Genomic DNA, 17,469 nt, shown 5'->3' with positions numbered 1-17,469 from the left:
TGTTTTAGAGCTGTGTTGTTTCGAATGGTTCCAAAACCTGAATAATTACCAGATAACCAACCAAGGGGTTTTAGAGCTGTGTTGTTTCGAATGGTTCCAAAACTGGGCTTTTGGGAGTGCCAGCTTTTATTTTGTTTTAGAGCTGTGTTGTTTCGAATGGTTCCAAAACCTGAATAATTACCAGATAACCAACCAAGGGGTTTTAGAGCTGTGTTGTTTCGAATGGTTCAAATTCACATAAAAAGCTACTCGTTTTTTGAGTAGCTTTTTATGTATTCCAAACTTACACATAGCTCATTCCCTTATAGAAAAGGAAAACGGCTAGTGCGATAAAAAGTACGGTTGCTCCGAGTCGCTGGCAGGTACTAAACATCCTTTTTTCCCATTTGACTGGAAAGATGACTGCTAGAAAGGCACCGCCTACTGCACCACCAATATGCCCTGATAGGCTGATTCCTGGAATCAGAATACTTCCAATGATATTTATCACGAAAAGCGTCAGGTAGGATTGCCCTAACTGCTGGATATAGGGGCTGTGAGTCGCATAGCGCAAAACGATAATCGCAGCAAATAATCCATAGAGAGAAGTGGAGGCACCTGCTGCTAGGACTTTCGGTGTGAAAGCAAAAACAAAGAGATTGCCCATCATTCCTGATAAGAGATAAAGAAGGAAAAATTGCTTAGAGCCGAAAATCTCCTCCACCTGTTGTCCAAGAAAGTAGAGTGAAATCATATTGACAATGAAATGTTCCCAACCGATATGCACAAATATAGCCGAAAAAAGGCGCCAGAACTGCTCTGGGAACAGGCGAATGATCGGTCCATACATAGCTCCAAACTGAAACAGAGTTTTGACTTGATCAAAGTTGATACCCGTAGTAATCAGCATCAGTAGAAATACAAAGCCAGTCACTAGGAGAAAAAAACTAGTCACAGAGTAGCGTTTATCAAAGATTTTCTTCATAGATTAGTACCTCCTGAACGGGAATATCATGGTCTTCAGAGTTGAAATTCTGGATTTGACAAGGATAGATTGTACTCATGGTCTGACCAGCAAAATTCTCCAGATAGCGGTCGTAATAGCCTCCGCCATATCCAATCCGATACCCCTCTCTTGTAAAAGCCAAGCCTGGAACATGAATCAAATCAATCTGAGAGGCATCCACCACTTCCAAGTCCCCTTGGGGCTCCAGTAAACCAAAGGAAGTTTTTTTCAACTGCTGCGGATCATAGACCACAAACTCCATGCGCCCCTTTGGATAGGTTTTGGGTATCAAAACCTTTTTGCCGTCCTTCAGCGCCTGGTCAATCAGTCCCTGCGTTTGAAATTCATGAGGGAAGGAGAGATAGGTTGCGATGGCTTTGGCATCTTGGTAAAAAGGATGATTCAAAAATCGTTCTGTTAAAACTCGATCCATAGCCTGTTTTTGCTTCTGAGATAAAGCCTTCATTTCGTGCAAGACTTGCTTGCGTAGTTCTGCTTTCATAGACAACACCTCTACTCCGCCGCCTTCTTTTGAAGAAAGCTAGAGACCGCTTCCACCCCAACGGCTAAGGCTTCTTCCTTGGGACTCATCTGTGGATGGTGAAGAGCGTAGGGACTGTTGATACCCAACCAGAACATAACGCCATCTACCTTCGAAAGGAGATAGCCAAAGTCCTCACCAGTCATAGCAGGCTCGATATCAATCAACTCAATTCCCTCTTTCTCTTCAAAAAAGTCCATCAGTTCACGCGCCAAGGCTGGATTATTCTCAACAGGTAGGTAGCCTCCTTGCTTGAGTTCTACTTCGACTTCCATATCAAAGGCTGCTGCAACTCCTTCTGCGACTGTCTTGACTCTCTTTTGTACCAAGAGGCTCATGTCCTGAGTCAAGGCGCGAATGGTTCCGTGTAAAAATGCTGTGTCTGTAATGACATTGTTGGTTGTTCCAGCTTGGAAAAGGCCAAAGGTCACCACTGCTCCTTCGATTGGATTAACATTGCGGCTGACAACTGACTGCACCTGGGTCACAAAGTAACTAGCAGCCACCAAGGCGTCATTGGCTTCATGCGGAAAGGCTGCGTGTCCTCCTTTTCCTTTGAAACGAATCTTCACCTCACAGGTCCCTGCAAAGAGAGTGTGTGTATTGGTCGCAATCTGTCCAACCTTTAGATCCGGACGAACATGGAGACCATAAAACTGGTCTGGTAGCCAGTCCCCAAAAGCGCCGTCCTCATACATGAGCATGCCACCAGCTTCATTTTCTTCAGCAGGTTGAAACAGAAAAAGCAGATTATTCTTGGGTTGCTCCTCAAGAGCACGCTCGAGACAGCCCAAGGCAATGGTCATATGAAAATCATGGCCACAGGCATGCATGCGACCTTGGTGCTGAGAAGCAAAAGGCAGACCTGTTTGTTCGACGATAGGCAGGCCATCAATATCTGTTCGCCAACCAATGGTCCGCTCCGGCTGACTTCCCTGCAGGTAGACCAAAATCCCTGTCCGCCAAGTACGAACTTGAACAAAATCCTTACCCGTAGTCAATTTCTCAATCACATCCAGCAAATAAGCCTGAGTCTTGAACTCCTCCAAGCCAATCTCTGGAATCTGGTGTAAATCTCGTCTAGTCTGAATCAAATCTAACATCTATCTGTCCTCCGATATAGCAGAAAGAGGCTGGAAAAAGGGTTCCGCCTCTTTTTTACTTTTAACAATTACAAGGTACGAAGCGCATCCTCTAGCGCTGTTTTTTGTTGGGTTTGGGCATCAATTTCTTTGATGATACGAGCTGGAACACCTGCTACTACAACGTTTTCTGGAACATCTTGGGTAACGATAGCTCCTGCAGCGACAACTGAACCACTACCGATTTGGACACCTTCGATGACCACTGCATTAGCTCCGATAAGAACATTGTCCCCGACACGGACTGGATCGGCACTAGCTGGTTCAATCACACCTGCCAAAACTGCACCTGCACCAACGTGGCTGTTCTTCCCAACGATGGCACGACCACCAAGGATAGCACCCATATCAATCATGGTTCCTGCACCGATTTCCGCACCGATATTGATAACAGCTCCCATCATGATAACAGCATTGTCACCAATTTCCACCTGGTCACGGATAATAGCACCTGGCTCGATACGAGCGTTGACAGCACGTTTGTCTAGCAAGGGAACTGCCGAATTACGAGCATCTTGTTCGACAACATAGTCTTGATTTTCTACCAAACCTTCGAGAAGCGGAGCGACGTCCTTCCAGTCTCCAAATAGAACATTCCCTAGTTTGACAACAGAGCTAGGTAGAGCAGATGCGAGTTCTCCCTCAAAGGTTACTTTAACACTGGTTTTCTTTTCCGCATTGGCGATAAATTGAATGATTTCTTGGGCATTCATTTTTGTGGCAGTCATAGGCGCCTCCTGATTCATTATAATGATACCTATTCTACCAAAAAAGGCTTCAAATTTGAAGCCTTAAGCACTCGAACAGAACATTTTACCTTTCCTTCGTTTCCTCAATTGATAAGAAAACCATTGGAACGATAATCAACACCATAGCTAAGGCCAAAAAACCATCCATGACCAATCCCAAAAAAAGAACACTTAATAAAGCTGAAGAGAGCGGTTCGCTAGCACTCACCACCGATACAACCAGCGGAGAAACGAGTGACACGGCCTTCATAGATAGAAAGAAGGCAAAAGCCGTTCCAAACACAGCAATAGTAAAACAAATCAAAAGGCTCGTTACATCAAGTTGAAAGGTAATCTGATGAACAGGATAAAGAAAATTGCTAAAAACACCTGCTAGCAACATTCCCCAACCAACGGTTGGCACAAAACCATAGTCACGTGCAAAACGCTGAGGCAAGATAACGTTGAACATAACCCCTACAGCACTGAGGAGTCCAGTGACCAAAGCTAAGGGAGTCATGGACAACTGGGATAAATCCCCTTTTGTAGCCATCAAAAAAACACCTAGCATGGCAATCAAAACATAGAGAATGGCTGTGACGGAAGCCTTCTTTTGATAGACGATACGATTATAAAACAAGATAAAAACTGGACTGATAAATTGCAAAATCGTTGCTGTCGTCGCATTGGAATACTCAACACAGAGATAAAAGAAAAACTGCACAGAAAAAATCCCCAGAATAGCGTAGGCTAAAAAAGGCAGATAGTTTTTCTTATTTCGCCAAATGTCCAACAGTTGAAAGCGCAACTGAAAGGCAGATAAAAACAAGACCAAGCTACCCGCCAAAAGCAAGCGCATGGAAGTGATCCAGCCAGACGACACCTGATAATGGGCGAAAAAATATTCTCCTAAAATACCACAAATCCCCCAGATTAGACCTGACAACAGTGAATATAAAGTTCCCTTAAAAATCTTCTTTTGATACTTATTCATTCTCCTATTGTAACACGAAATGAAAAAAGAAAAAAGTAGCACGAAACATAATATTAAATGAAACTTGCTACTTTTTTATTCTATCGATTTGATTGATTTGAGCGAGTTGATGAGCTTGTTCCTGAACTTCCACTAGAACTTGGAAGAGTTGGGGTCGGGAGACTCGGTAAACTTCCTAAAATGCTCTTCCAAGCATTTTGATAATCTGCATCGCTCCCTCCGATGGCAAAGCGGTAAGTAGTTGCTGGAGCCCCTTCTTTAGTAGCCCAATAACTCGTTACAGTAGAACCTGAAACGGTGACTTCTTTGCCATTGATTGTGACCTTGCCAGGTTTCTCTCCTGTCGATTTGAGGACTTGAGACTTGGTCACACTTGGGTCTAGACTAAAGCGCTCATTCCCCCATATGCCAGGTTCGGCTTGCTGGATAGCATTGACCAAGCGGGCCATATAGTTGGCATTGCGGTAGTGGCCTGCTCCTTTGGCTAGCGGTCGGTTGTCATCGTGACCTAACCAGCCCCCTAGAGTCAAGCGTGGCGTAGAAAGCATGAGCCACATATTTTCATCTTCATTGGTCGTACCAGTTTTTCCGATCCAGTCGGCGCGAGCTAGACTTGGATTGATAGAGGCCAAATCAGTCTGAAAGCTTGATGTAACTCGAGATGAGATCACCTCGCGAAGCAGACTCTGCATGATGGTCGCTGTCGCTTTCGAATAGACTTGGACAGGTTGACTTTTATGCTCATAAATCACTTGCCCAGTCGTCGATTCAATCTTGGAAATCATATGTTTCTTGTGGTAGACCCCATTATTAGCCAAGGTCTGATAACCGTTGGTATGCTGGGCAACTGTAACATCAATCCCCCCACCCATCGGTAAACTTTCAATCCCATATTCTGGGATTTCATAACCCATTTTTTCCATATAACCCTTGACATCGACACCCTTCTCTCGAAGCGTACGATACGTCCAGTAGGCTGGGATGTTCCATGAATAGTTGAGGGCTTCTCCCAAGGTCATCATCCCTGTACCAGGACTATTGACATACATGATAGGATTGCCGTTTGAAAAGTTTGTCGGATAGTTTGATAAGATACTTGCGCTTCCCATCAAACCTTGGTCAATCGCGATACCATAGGCCAGTATAGGCTTAGTGGTTGAAGCTGGAGAACGTTTGGTGTCAATGGCATGATTGTTCTGATTTTCTTGATAATTACGACCACCAACAAATCCAAGAATGGCTCCTGTTTGGTTGTCCATGAGGACATTTCCTACTTCGGGCTGGCCTGTCGAATCATCTAGCAGATATCCGTAGGTCGCAACCGCATTTTGCATCGCAGCATGAACATTTTTATTAATAGTTGTCGTAATCTTATATCCACCATTTTCAATTTCCTTGGTTGCTAAGTCATGATAAGCTTTCTGGATGGACTCATTCTTTAACTCTTGAGCAGAGACGTGGTCTCTCTCAACTAGATAATCATACATCCGATCGGTAGCTTCTGCCAAGGTTGCAAAGTAAAGATAGTCGCGTGAGCTTCCGTTGACACTACCTGATGGTAGGAAGTCTTGCTTAAAGTCATAATCCTTGCACTTGTCGTAATCTTCCTGGCTCAGAGCACCTGTCCGGTACATATTGTAGAGGACATCCTTGGCACGCTTGATACCCAAAGCCATATCCTCATCACTCTTCATACTGCCATCAGATTCATAAGGGGAATAACTAATCGGACTCTGTGGTAAGCCTGCGATAAAGGCCGCTTGAGGTATCGTCAAATCTGAAGCATTAACACCGAAAATTCCTTCTGCAGCTTGCTGGGCACCTGCAATATTTTGACCTTTGTGATTGCGACCGAAAGGAGCAATATTCAGATAGGTTGTCAGAATTTCGTCCTTGCTCATGACGCGCTCCAAGGCAAGAGCATCTATGATTTCTGTCGCCTTACGAGCCAAGGTCGGAGCATCCCCTACCACCTGTTGCTTGATGACCTGCTGGGTCAAGGTCGAACCACCACTGGACGACCCTAGACCGACAAAGGTTCCCAAGGTCGCACGAATAACGGCCTTAGGTACAACTCCCTTGTGCTCATTGAAATGCTCATCCTCTGTCGCAATGATAGCCTTCTTAAGATTATCTGATATAGCATCTGAAGCGACTGAAGTGCGCAACAAATCACCCTCGATCGAGGCAATGGTAGTCCCGTCAGAATAAGTGATTTCTGAGATGGAGGCAATATCCTTCACTTGTTTAACTAACTCCTCTGCTTGAGGAACCTGAGCCTTGTCAAATAGAGCGACTCCATAACCCATAGTCACACCAGCACCAAGAAGACTTCCGATAAAGCCTAGGATAAAGAGAGTGTTGAAGGTCACTTTAAAAGCACTCAAAATCTTAGCCAAAATAGACCCAACCCTTCTGACTTTGTCAGAAGAAGCCACTTTCTTATCAGTCTTTTTACTTGCTTGTTTTTTCTTCCATTTGGTAGTTAGTTGCTGAAAAAAATGCAGCAACTTTGTTTTTAATTCACTGTTTCTTTTTTTCATGAATGTCCTCACTTTCTTTATTATACCATAAAAGGAAAACTTTCAATAAAATAGCCACTTTCTTCCCTATTCCACTAGGCTATTGCCCAAGTTTGTGATACAATAGGTAGAAACAATATTTTATAAAGGAGAAAAGACATATGCACATTTTTGATGAGCTAAAAGAGCGTGGTTTGATTTTTCAAACGACTGATGAAGAAGCTTTGCGTAAAGCCCTAGAAGAAGGTCAAGTTTCTTATTATACTGGCTACGATCCAACTGCTGACAGCCTTCACCTAGGCCACCTTGTCGCAATCTTGACAAGTCGTCGTTTGCAATTAGCAGGTCACAAACCTTATGCGCTCGTTGGCGGTGCTACAGGTCTCATTGGAGATCCGTCCTTCAAAGATGCTGAGCGTAGTCTCCAAACAAAAGACACAGTAGATGGCTGGGTCAAGTCTATCCAAGGGCAACTTTCTCGTTTTCTTGACTTTGAAAATGGGGAAAATAAAGCTGTCATGGTCAACAACTACGACTGGTTTGGCAGCATCAGCTTCATTGACTTCCTCCGTGATGTCGGAAAATACTTCACTGTCAACTACATGATGAGTAAAGAGTCTGTAAAAAAACGGATCGAAACAGGAATTTCTTACACAGAGTTTGCCTACCAAATCATGCAAGGTTATGACTTCTATGTCCTTAACCAAGACCACAACGTAACCCTTCAAATCGGTGGTTCTGACCAGTGGGGAAATATGACCGCTGGTACCGAATTGCTTCGTCGTAAGGCTGACAAGACTGGTCACGTTATCACAGTTCCCCTCATTACAGACGCAACTGGTAAGAAATTTGGTAAATCAGAAGGAAACGCAGTCTGGCTCAATCCTGAAAAGACTTCTCCATACGAAATGTACCAATTCTGGATGAACGTGATGGATGCCGACGCTGTTCGTTTCTTGAAGATCTTTACTTTTTTGTCACTTGATGAGATTGAAGACATCCGCAAACAGTTTGAAGCAGCTCCACACGAACGCTTGGCTCAAAAAGTCCTCGCTCGTGAAGTGGTGACTCTTGTCCACGGAGAAGAAGCTTACAAAGAAGCTCTTAACATCACCGAGCAACTCTTTGCTGGGAACATCAAAAACCTTTCTGTCAAAGAACTCAAACAAGGACTCCGTGGAGTACCAAACTACCAAGTACAAGCAGACGAAAATCACAATATCGTGGAACTCCTTGTATCTTCTGGCGTGGTCAATTCAAAACGCCAAGCCCGTGAAGATGTTCAAAACGGAGCTATCTACGTCAACGGCGACCGCATCCAAGACCTTGACTATGTCTTGAGTGATGCAGATAAGTTAGAAAACGAACTAACTGTTATCCGTCGCGGGAAGAAGAAATACTTTGTATTGACTTACTAAATTGTTAAACATTTACCTATAAACAAAGGAGTTACCCTCGAGAAAGGTAACTCCTTTTTGCTGTGAATAGTCCCCACCTATCCCTTAATAGACAGGCTACGCAGGACTATGCGTAAGGTTGTTAGATTATGTAGGATAGAGAGGTTTGAAGGACTGAGCCAATTAAACAAGCCAAAGCCAATCAAACTACTATTTACGACAACGGTATCTTGAATATTCTTCTTGATAAGTGTTTGCAAAGATGATGATAGCAAATCCAACTCTTGGAAGAAATCCAAGCGATTATCTAACAATAAGATATCACTCATTTGCTTAGAAATATCTGCACTCTCATTCATCACCACACCGATATCTGATAGGGTTAGAGCAGCTGAGTCATTCAATCCATCCCCAACCATCAAAATAGTGTGACCTGCTCTCTGCAGTTTCTCTACTAACTCAAACTTCCCATCAGGTTTCAAGTCTGTATAGACTTGATCAAAGGGCAAATCTTTTACTAATTCCTCTGTCCTAACCAGGGTATCCCCTGTTGCCAGAATCAATTTTTTCCCTTGTGCCTTAAGTTTCTCCAAGGCTGCTTTTGCTTCTTTTCTCAAAGGAGTATGGATGCAGAACATTCCACTCAATTCATTCTGATATGCTAAGAATAAGAGATTGTAGTGGCTCTTATACTCTTCAATTAAAGCATTTTGTTCCGAACTGATATGAATTTGCTCATCCTGCATCAAGACATAATTCCCAATAACAACTGGTTGGCCATCGATATGGGACTTAATTCCCTTGCTTGCAATATATTGGAGTTTCCCATGCATTTCCTCATGTTCAATTCCCTCTATCTCAGCTTGCTTGACAATGGCATTAGCGATAGGATGATAGATGTGTTCTTCAAGACAGGCACTTATTCTTAAGATTTCTTCCTCACTATAGTCTCCAAAAGGTAACACCTTTTCAACTATAGGATAGCTAGTTGTGATTGTCCCAGTCTTATCAAATAAGAAGGTATCGACTTCCAGATATTTCTCCAGAACATCCCCATCCTTAATCGCCATTTCACGATTCAACCCCTCCTTGATAGCTGTTAAATAAGCTACAGGAGTAGAGATTTTCAAAGCACAGGAGAAATCGACCAATAGAAAAGAAATAGCCTTAGAAAAAGAACCTGTTAATAGGTAAGTCAGACCAGCACCCAAGAAATTATATTTGACGACCTTATCCGCCATCTTGATGAAATAGCGTTGTTTAGTTTTCTTGTTTTCTTCAGATTTCTTCATCAACTCAATCAGTTGTAAAATCCGGCTGTTCATCTGATTGTCGTTTACACGAATGCGCAACTCTCCAGTTTCTAATACTGTATTTGCACAAACCAAATCAGACTCTCTTTTTTCAACTGGAAAACTCTCTCCCGTCAAGGAACTTTCGTTGACCATACCTAAACCTGAAACTACTTGTCCATCAAACAGAATTTCATTTCCTTGAGATAGGACCAAGACATCTCCTATTTGAACATCGGAACTCTTGATACTAACGACCGTATCCCCCTGTACTAGAAATACATCGCTCTCTTTTGCAAGAAGGCTTTGTTCTAAATCTGTTGCAGTTTTTTTCAAGGACCACTGATCTAAATGATTCCCCAAATCAAGCATAAACATGATATTGCTAGCCGTCTTGGATTGGTTCATAAACAAGGACAATAAAATCGCCGAACAGTCCAGGACCTCCATCGTTAGTTCCTTACGCGCTAGTGTTTGATAAGCTTCTCTAATATAGCCAAAAGCCTGATAACAAGTCCATATATAGCGAATAGGATACGGCACAAAACTACGAAAAAGTATACGCTTAATCGCTGCACCTGAAACAATAGAATAAGCACTCTCTTCTCTACGAATGGGAAGAGTCATCAACTCAGAAACTTTCCCTTTATCAATTCTTTTTAAAAAGGCTTCTGCATTATCTAATACAGAAAAGCCTTCTTTTATGCGTAGAGTAAAGTGCTGTTGATCCATGTAAAACTGGATAGACTCAATCCCCTTTTCATCTCTCACCAAGGAACGAAGATAGTCTTGAATATCCAAGGTGAGTGAAAAAGAAGATGATAATCGGATATGTTGGTATCCTCTATGTAGCACTTTAAAAGACATATTATTCCCCTATAAGGCTATCTAATTGCTCTTCTTTTTTCTCTTGCTCGTACAAATATTTGGCATCTTGCAAGACATCATCTCCATGTTGCTTCACAACAGAAACAGATGCGTCTAGCTCGTCTTTTAACTTATAAGCCTTAGCCAAAGCTTTAGAATAACCTTTTTTAGCTTCCTTACTTGCCAAAATTTTCAAACCAAGGGTACCAAATGCGACACCACCCAAAAAGAGTGATGATTTTTTCGCAACTTTTGCGACGCTTAATACTTCTTTTAACATAGTCGTTTCCTCCTTATCATTATTATATAGCAATTTAGATATAAAAGCAATTCCATTCTATGGATTAAAGAATTGGATTTATTTCTATTGAATCTCATATCTACATACTCCTATACTTGCTTTCGCTTGCCTCTTTTGCTAGACTTAAACTATGAATACAAACCTCAAACCCAAACTCCAGCGTTTTACTTCTGCTAGCGCCTTTGCCTGCCCTATCTGCCAAGAAAACCTCACCTTGGTAGAAACCAGTCTCAAGTGTAGCAACCGCCACTCTTTCGATTTAGCAAAATTCGGCTATGTCAATCTAGCACCTCAAATCAAACAATCTGCCAACTACGACAAAGAAAACTTTCAAAATCGCCAGCAAATCCTAGAAGCTGGTTTTTATCAAACTATTTTAGAAACCATCTCAGACCTGCTTACAACTTCTAAAACTACCCAAACAGTCTTGGACATCGGTTGTGGCGAAGGCTTCTACTCTCGTAAACTCCAAGAAAGTCACCCTGACAAGACCTTCTATGCCTTTGATATTTCAAAAGACTCGGTCCAAATCGCTGCTAAGAGTGAACCCAACTGGGCAGTCAACTGGTTTGTTGGTGACCTGGCCCGTCTTCCTATAAAAGACGCCAGCATGGATATCCTGCTTGATATCTTTTCACCTGCCAACTATGGAGAATTTCGCCGCGTTTTATCCAAAGACGGAATCTTGATCAAGGTCATCCCAACTGAAAATCACCTCATAGAAATCCGTCATATGGTGCAGGACCAGCTGACAAAGAAGGATTATTCCAACCAAGATATCAAAGAACATTTCCAGGAACACTTCAGTATCCAATCTCGCCAGATTGCTTCCTTAACAAAACCTATCACAGCGGAGCAACGCCAAGCCCTGCTTGCCATGACACCCTTACTCTTTCACGTTGACCAAAGTAAGATTGACTGGACTCGGTTGACTGAGATTACCATTGAAGCCGAGATTCTAGTTGGGAAAGCACTGTAAATAAAACTTTCAGATAAGACAAAACCCGCACCTTCAAGGTACGGGTTTAAATTATGTAATTATTAGTTCAAGTGCCAGATATCTTCGTTGTACTGAGCGATTGTACGGTCAGATGAGAAGAATCCTGCTTTAGAAATGTTAACGATGACTTTATCCAACCATGCGTCACGGTCTTCGTAGTCAGCAAGCATTTGCTCTTTGACTTTGATGTAGTCTTCCAAGTCAAGGAGAGTCATGAACCAGTCTTTTTTGATCAATTCGTTGTAAAGACGTTCCAAGCGTTCTTTCTTACCTACTGCAAGAACAGCGTCGCTGACGATGAAGTCAACCAATGGTTTGATGGCTTTACGAGCATAGAATTCGCTTGATTTGTAAGCTGCTTTTGCGTAAAGGTCAATAACAGTTTCTGAATCTTCACCGAAGATGTAGATGTTTTCGTCGCCAACCAATTCAGCGATTTCCACGTTAGCTCCGTCCATAGTACCAAGAGTCAAAGCTCCGTTCAACATGAATTTCATGTTACCAGTACCTGAAGCTTCTTTAGAAGCAAGTGAGATTTGTTCTGAGATGTCACATGCTGGGATAAGGAAGCTTGCTGCAGTAACGTTGTAGTTTTCAACCATTACGACTTGCAAGTGTGGAGCTACTGCTGGGTCGTTTGCAATCACTTCTGACAAGCAAAGGATCAAGTGAATGATGTCTTGGGCGATTGTGTAGGCAGGAGCTGCTTTACCACCAAAGAATACTGTGATTGGACGAGCAGGGATGTTACCAGCCTTGATATCAAGGTATTTGTGGATGACATACAAAGCGTTCATTTGTTGGCGTTTGTACTCGTGAAGACGTTTGATCTGGATATCAAAGATAGAGTTTGTATTGATTTCCACACCTTGGTGTTCTTTCAAGTGACGAGCCAATTTACGTTTGTTGTGAGCCTTGATGCTTTCCAATTTTTCTTTAACAGCAGCCTTGTCTTCGTACGACAAGAGTTTTTCAAGCTCATCTGCTTCATGGTGCCAACCATGTCCAATAATCTCATCCAAGTAGTGAGACAGTCTTGGGTTGGCATGCATGAGCCAACGACGGAATGTGATACCGTTTGTTTTGTTGTTGAATTTTTCTGGGTAAAGGTCGTAGAAGGCTTTTAACTCAGAGTTCTTCAAGATTTCAGTGTGGAGCGCTGCTACCCCGTTAACACTGTATCCGTAGTGGATATCCATGTGAGCCATGTGAACACGGTCGTTTTCATCGATGATTTGAACCGCTGGGTCTTTGTATTCTGCTTTAACACGGCGATCCAATTCTTTGATGATTGGTACCAAGTGAGGAACCACTTCTTCCAAGAATTCAAGAGGCCATTTTTCAAGGGCTTCAGCAAGGATTGTGTGGTTAGTGTAGGCAGTCATGCTACGAACGATTGAGATTGCTTCATCAAGCTCGATACCACGCGCAGTCAAGAGACGGATCAATTCAGGGATCACCATTGATGGGTGAGTATCGTTGATTTGTACAACTGCGTAGTCCGCAAGGTCATGCAAGTTGCTTCCTTTTTCGATTGCTTCGTCGATGATCAATTGCGCACCGTTTGAAACCATGAAGTATTGTTGGAAGATACGGAGTAATTCACCTTGTTTGTCACTATCGTCTGGGTAAAGGAAGAGAGTCAAGTTGCGAGCGATGTCTGTCTTGTCAAAGTTGATACCATCTTCGATGATAGAAGAATCAACTGAGTCCAAGTCAAACAAACGCAAGCGGTTTTTAGTAGCTGTCTTGTAACCAGGTACATCGATATCGTAAAGAGTAGATGTCAATGTGAAGTGTGCAAATGGCACTTGGTAGCTACGGCTTGAGCGAACCAACCAGTTTTGCTCTGTCAACCATGCGTTTGGAATCGTTTCTTGTTGGTTGTTTTTAAGAACTTGTTGGAAAAGACCGAAGTGGTAGTTCAAACCAACACCGTCACCATTCAAACCAAGTGTAGCGATTGAGTCGATAAAGCAGGCTGCCAAACGTCCCAAACCACCGTTACCAAGTGATGGTTCCAATTCTACTTCTTCGATTTCGATCAACTCTTTACCTGCAGCTGCGAGTTCTTTTTTGACATCGTCGTAAAGGCCGAGGTTAATCAAGTTGTTTGACAAGAGTTTACCGATCAAGAACTCAGCTGAGATGTAGTAAACTTTTTTCTTACCAGTGTTGACTGGTTTTTGACTGCTAGCAAGCTTGCTGTAGTTGAGAAGAGCAAGGTAAAGCTCTTCATTGCTACATTCTGCAATAGTTTTATTGTAACGCTTTTGTACAAATTCTTTTAATGGTAACATGTTTATGTGTCTCCTGATATTGTCTTATTTCTTTAATTCTACCAAATTTTCATTGATTCGGCGATAAATTGTAGTCAAGTCAAGCAAAGTTTCTTCAACAGCTGGTGTGAGTTGATTTGCTGTCATACGCCATGACCAGTTTCCGCCAAGAGTAGATGGGTAGTTCATGCGAGCTGCCTCATCTAGTTCTAGCAAGTCTTGCATGGTTGCAATAGCCATGAAGCTAACTGATGAAAATACTGTGCGAAGCATTGCGTGTGGCACTGTTTCGTACTCTTTACGGTTCGTGTAACGAGCCATGTACTCGCGAGTTGGATCGTCGATCTCATTACGGTACCAACCAAGGACCGTATTGTTATCGTGTGTTCCTGTGTACATAACAGAGTTGGCAGGTGCCAAGTGTGGGCTATCGATACTTTCGTCTTCTGGGTTGAAGGCAAATTGAAGAATCTTCATTCCTGGGAAGCCAGTACGTTCACGCAACTCGATGACTTCATCTGTCATGAAACCAAGGTCTTCTGCGATGATGTTTAGCTCACCAAGTTCTTCCTTAACAGCTGCGAAAAGCTTGTAGCCTGGACCTTTCACCCATTTACCAGGTGCCGCTGTATCGGAACCAGCAGGAATTTCCCAGTAAGATTCAAAACCACGGAAGTGGTCGATGCGAACGATATCATAGATTTTGAAGCTTTCGCGCAAGCGTTCAATCCACCATTTGTAACCGTCTTTGTCCATAGCTTCCCAGTCATAGATTGGGTTCCCCCAAAGCTGACCAGTGGCAGAAAACTCATCTGGTGGGCATCCTGCGATGCAAGTTGCTTTACCATTGGCATCTGTCTTGAAGAGATGTGGATTTGCCCACATGTCGCTTGAATCTTCCGCTACATAGATTGGCATGTCCCCAACGATTTCAATGTGGTTGTCGTTAGCGTAGGCTTTCAATTTCAACCATTGTTGGAAGAAGAAGTATTGAGTCACACGGTGGTAAATCAACTTGTCTGCCAATTTCTCACGGTAGCTTTCAAGTGCTGAAGCTTTACGGGTACGAGCGTCTGCATCTGGCCATTCTGTCCAAGCAAGATTGTCAAAATGCTCTTTGATAGCCATATATTCTGCGAAGAGTTCGAGCCATGATTGGTTGTCTTGAGCAAACTTCTCAAAATCTTTGACATCACCCACTTCCAAGAAGCGTTTAACTGCTTTTTCTAAAAGTGGACGACGTGCGTAATAAATCTTCGCATAGTCAACTTCAGATGTATCGCTACCAAAGTCAACACCTTTAAGATCACTGGCTTCGAGCAAGCCTTGCTCTACCAAGATATCAAGGTCGATAAAATGCGTATTTCCAGCAAAGGCTGAGAATGATTGGTATGGAGAATCTCCATAGCTTGTTGTCCCAAGAGGGAGGATTTGCCAGTAACGTTGTTTCGTACGAACCAAGAAATCAACGAAATCATAGGCAGTCTGCCCAAATGATCCAATCCCGTATGCTCCTGGCAGAGAAGAGATGTGCATCAACACACCACTTTGACGTTTTTTCATAATAGCACCTCATGTGTTTGTTATAAAACGTTGCGCAACCAAGGCGCAAACGTTTGCGTTAAGTTAAGTATAACGCATTTCAAAAACAAATGCAAGCGGTTTTAGAAACTTTTTTTGATTTCTTTTTCTTCGAATGAATCTTGGTTCCACTGTTATTTTATGAAACGAACACTTTTCTTATAAAGTTTTTCTAATTTAAGATAGTTGAAATAAAAAACAGCCTCATTTTTGCTAAGAAATCAGCCTAATCAATGCAATCGTTTCCCTGATCTTAATATTTTATAAGAAAATGAACCTTTATCACTTTTCTTCCTATTTACAAAGCAATTTTTCTTTTGACAAACCTTAAAGTTTTTTTAAAATTTTTTCAAAAAAGGCTTGCAACCGTTTTCTATTTGTGCTATACTGGACTGGTAAGGGAAAACGTTTGCGTTTTTCTATCAAATAAAATTTGTTATTCTTTAGGAGGAATACACTATGTCATCTAAATTCATGAAGAGCGCTGCTGTGCTCGGAACTGCTACTCTAGCTAGCTTGCTTTTGGTAGCTTGCGGAAGCAAATCTGCTGACAAAGCTGCTGATACTAGCTCTTCAGAAGCGAAAGAACTTACTTTCTACGTTGAAGACCAATATAAAGCCTTCGCTGAATCTGCTGCAAAAGCTTACGAAAAAGAATCTGGCGTAAAAGTTACCATCAAGACAGGTGACCAAATGGGTGGTCTTGACAACCTTTCTCTAGACAACCAATCTGGTAAAGCTGCTGACGTTATGATGGCTCCATACGACCGTGTAGGTAGCCTTGGTACTGACGGACAACTTTCAGAAGTTACTCTTAGCGACGGTGCAAAGACAGACGATAAAACAAAATCACTTGTAACTGTCGGTGGTAAAGTATATGGTGCTCCAGCCGTTATCGAATCACTCGTTTTGTACTACAATAAAGACTTGCTCAAAGAAGCTCCTAAAACTTTTGGTGACCTAGAAAATCTTGCTAAAGACAGCAAATACGCTTTCGCTGGTGAAGATGGCAAAACTACTGCCTTCCTAGCTGACTGGACTAACTTCTACTACGCATACGGACTTCTTGCTGGTAACGGTGCTTACGTATTCGGACAAAACGGTAAAGATCCTAAAGATATTGGTCTTGCAAACGATGGTGCTATCGCAGGTATCAACTACGCTAAGACTTGGTACGATAAATGGCCTAAAGGTATGCAAGATACTGAAGGAGCTCCAAACTTAATTCAAACTCAATTCCAAGAAGGTAAAACTGCTGCTATCATCGATGGTCCTTGGAAAGCTCAAGCATTCAAAGATGCTAAAGTGAACTACGGTGTTACGACTATCCCAACTCTTCCAAACGGTAAAAACTATGAAACATTTGGTGGTGGTAAGGCTTGGGTTATCCCAGCAAGCACTAAGAACCTTGAAGGAGCTCAAAAATTTGTAGACTTCCTTGTATCAACTGAACAACAAAAAGCATTCTACGATACTACTAACGAAATCCCAGCTAATACTGAAGCTCGTACTTATGCTGAAGGCAAAAAAGATGAGTTGACAACAGCCGTGATTGAACAGTTCAAGAACGCTCAACCAATGCCAAACATCTCACAAATGTCAGCTGTTTGGGATCCAGCGAAAACTATGCTCTTTGAAGCTGTAAGTGGTAAGAAAGATGCGAAAACAGCTGCTAACGATGCTGTAACATTGATCAAAGAAACAATCAAACAAAAATTTGGTGAATAATTGATTTGTTCAAGGGGGGTGGAAGTGAAATCCCCCTTTGAATGTATAGATGCGTTTCTTATTAAATATGCGTATCTTGCGATTGAACCCGAGTTTTATCTCGCATCCTATG

At 42.4% G+C, this 17,469-nt stretch carries 14 protein-coding genes; 4 read left to right on the top strand and 10 right to left on the bottom strand.

Features of this window, described 5'->3' with window-relative positions; translation table 11 throughout:
* On the top strand, positions 1 to 241 hold a 241-nt coding region (locus HF881_RS10410), incomplete at its 5' end, for a hypothetical protein (RefSeq protein WP_206283191.1).
* A gap of 42 nt (positions 242 to 283) precedes the next feature.
* Here HF881_RS10410 and HF881_RS08470 read toward each other — a convergent pair.
* From HF881_RS08470 to pbp1b, 6 genes are all read right to left on the bottom strand, one after another.
* Complete coding sequence (locus tag HF881_RS08470) at positions 284 to 964, bottom strand: rhomboid family intramembrane serine protease (protein ID WP_169447132.1); 681 nt, start codon at positions 962 to 964, stop codon at positions 284 to 286.
* Entirely contained in the window at positions 948 to 1,487 is a 540-nt protein-coding gene (locus HF881_RS08465) for a 5-formyltetrahydrofolate cyclo-ligase (RefSeq protein WP_169447131.1), read from the bottom strand. The genes HF881_RS08470 and HF881_RS08465 overlap by 17 nt, the downstream gene beginning before the upstream one ends.
* A gap of 11 nt (positions 1,488 to 1,498) precedes the next feature.
* On the bottom strand, positions 1,499 to 2,629 hold the full coding sequence (locus HF881_RS08460; RefSeq protein ID WP_169447130.1) for an N-acetyldiaminopimelate deacetylase: 1,131 nt from the start codon (positions 2,627 to 2,629) through the stop codon (positions 1,499 to 1,501).
* Positions 2,630 to 2,697: 68 nt separating this feature from the next.
* Positions 2,698 to 3,396 carry a 2,3,4,5-tetrahydropyridine-2,6-dicarboxylate N-acetyltransferase gene (gene dapD / locus HF881_RS08455; protein WP_169447129.1) on the bottom strand — a complete coding sequence of 233 codons (699 nt, stop codon included), beginning with the start codon at positions 3,394 to 3,396 and terminating at the stop codon, positions 2,698 to 2,700.
* Between the two features lie 85 nt (positions 3,397 to 3,481).
* On the bottom strand, positions 3,482 to 4,390 hold the full coding sequence (locus HF881_RS08450; protein WP_169447128.1) for a DMT family transporter: 909 nt from the start codon (positions 4,388 to 4,390) through the stop codon (positions 3,482 to 3,484).
* Between the two features lie 80 nt (positions 4,391 to 4,470).
* Positions 4,471 to 6,933: a penicillin-binding protein PBP1B gene (gene pbp1b, locus HF881_RS08445; protein WP_169447127.1), complete on the bottom strand. Its 2,463-nt coding sequence runs from the start codon at positions 6,931 to 6,933 to the stop codon at positions 4,471 to 4,473.
* A 140-nt stretch (positions 6,934 to 7,073) separates the two neighbouring features.
* On the opposite strand from pbp1b, the gene tyrS reads away from it, so the two are divergent.
* Positions 7,074 to 8,330 carry a tyrosine--tRNA ligase gene (gene tyrS, locus HF881_RS08440; RefSeq protein WP_169447126.1) on the top strand — a complete coding sequence of 419 codons (1,257 nt, stop codon included), beginning with the start codon at positions 7,074 to 7,076 and terminating at the stop codon, positions 8,328 to 8,330.
* Between the two features lie 77 nt (positions 8,331 to 8,407).
* Here the strand turns inward: tyrS and HF881_RS08435 are convergent, their stop codons facing one another.
* Positions 8,408 to 10,468: a heavy metal translocating P-type ATPase gene (locus HF881_RS08435; RefSeq protein WP_169447125.1), complete on the bottom strand. Its 2,061-nt coding sequence runs from the start codon at positions 10,466 to 10,468 to the stop codon at positions 8,408 to 8,410.
* A 1-nt stretch (position 10,469) separates the two neighbouring features.
* Positions 10,470 to 10,748, bottom strand: a complete 279-nt coding sequence (locus HF881_RS08430; RefSeq protein ID WP_000910903.1) for a DUF6110 family protein — start codon at positions 10,746 to 10,748, stop codon at positions 10,470 to 10,472.
* Positions 10,749 to 10,899: 151 nt separating this feature from the next.
* On the opposite strand from HF881_RS08430, the gene HF881_RS08425 reads away from it, so the two are divergent.
* Positions 10,900 to 11,748 (top strand): putative RNA methyltransferase, encoded by an 849-nt coding sequence (locus tag HF881_RS08425; RefSeq protein WP_169447124.1) that lies wholly within the window; start codon positions 10,900 to 10,902, stop codon positions 11,746 to 11,748.
* Positions 11,749 to 11,810: 62 nt separating this feature from the next.
* On the opposite strand, the gene glgP is transcribed toward HF881_RS08425, so the two are convergent.
* Both glgP and malQ read right to left on the bottom strand, forming a co-directional pair.
* Positions 11,811 to 14,069: a glycogen/starch/alpha-glucan family phosphorylase gene (glgP, locus tag HF881_RS08420; RefSeq protein WP_169447123.1), complete on the bottom strand. Its 2,259-nt coding sequence runs from the start codon at positions 14,067 to 14,069 to the stop codon at positions 11,811 to 11,813.
* Between the two features lie 24 nt (positions 14,070 to 14,093).
* Positions 14,094 to 15,611, bottom strand: coding sequence for a 4-alpha-glucanotransferase (gene malQ / locus HF881_RS08415; protein ID WP_169447122.1), 1,518 nt, complete (start codon positions 15,609 to 15,611; stop codon positions 14,094 to 14,096).
* A 477-nt stretch (positions 15,612 to 16,088) separates the two neighbouring features.
* Between malQ and HF881_RS08410 the strand changes: the two genes are divergently transcribed.
* On the top strand, positions 16,089 to 17,357 hold the full coding sequence (locus tag HF881_RS08410; RefSeq protein WP_169447121.1) for an extracellular solute-binding protein: 1,269 nt from the start codon (positions 16,089 to 16,091) through the stop codon (positions 17,355 to 17,357).
* Positions 17,358 to 17,469 lie beyond the last annotated feature (112 nt).

It is taken from the genome of Streptococcus sp. WB01_FAA12, from assembly GCF_012843315.1.
GTDB lineage: Bacteria > Bacillota > Bacilli > Lactobacillales > Streptococcaceae > Streptococcus.
The sequence above is the reverse complement of the archived record's forward strand: the minus strand, read 5'-3'. Positions and strand labels throughout refer to the sequence as shown.

Coding starts and splice junctions, on each gene's coding strand:
- HF881_RS08450 (WP_169447128.1), bottom strand. CDS start 4,390: ATGAATAAGTATCAAAAGAAGATTTTTAAGGGAACTTTATATTCACTG.
- HF881_RS08465 (WP_169447131.1), bottom strand. CDS start 1,487: ATGAAAGCAGAACTACGCAAGCAAGTCTTGCACGAAATGAAGGCTTTA.
- HF881_RS08430 (WP_000910903.1), bottom strand. CDS start 10,748: ATGTTAAAAGAAGTATTAAGCGTCGCAAAAGTTGCGAAAAAATCATCA.
- HF881_RS08410 (WP_169447121.1), top strand. CDS start 16,089: ATGTCATCTAAATTCATGAAGAGCGCTGCTGTGCTCGGAACTGCTACT.
- tyrS (WP_169447126.1), top strand. CDS start 7,074: ATGCACATTTTTGATGAGCTAAAAGAGCGTGGTTTGATTTTTCAAACG.
- HF881_RS08460 (WP_169447130.1), bottom strand. CDS start 2,629: ATGTTAGATTTGATTCAGACTAGACGAGATTTACACCAGATTCCAGAG.
- HF881_RS08470 (WP_169447132.1), bottom strand. CDS start 964: ATGAAGAAAATCTTTGATAAACGCTACTCTGTGACTAGTTTTTTTCTC.
- pbp1b (WP_169447127.1), bottom strand. CDS start 6,933: ATGAAAAAAAGAAACAGTGAATTAAAAACAAAGTTGCTGCATTTTTTT.
- HF881_RS08435 (WP_169447125.1), bottom strand. CDS start 10,468: ATGTCTTTTAAAGTGCTACATAGAGGATACCAACATATCCGATTATCA.
- malQ (WP_169447122.1), bottom strand. CDS start 15,611: ATGAAAAAACGTCAAAGTGGTGTGTTGATGCACATCTCTTCTCTGCCA.
- glgP (WP_169447123.1), bottom strand. CDS start 14,069: ATGTTACCATTAAAAGAATTTGTACAAAAGCGTTACAATAAAACTATT.
- dapD (WP_169447129.1), bottom strand. CDS start 3,396: ATGACTGCCACAAAAATGAATGCCCAAGAAATCATTCAATTTATCGCC.
- HF881_RS08425 (WP_169447124.1), top strand. CDS start 10,900: ATGAATACAAACCTCAAACCCAAACTCCAGCGTTTTACTTCTGCTAGC.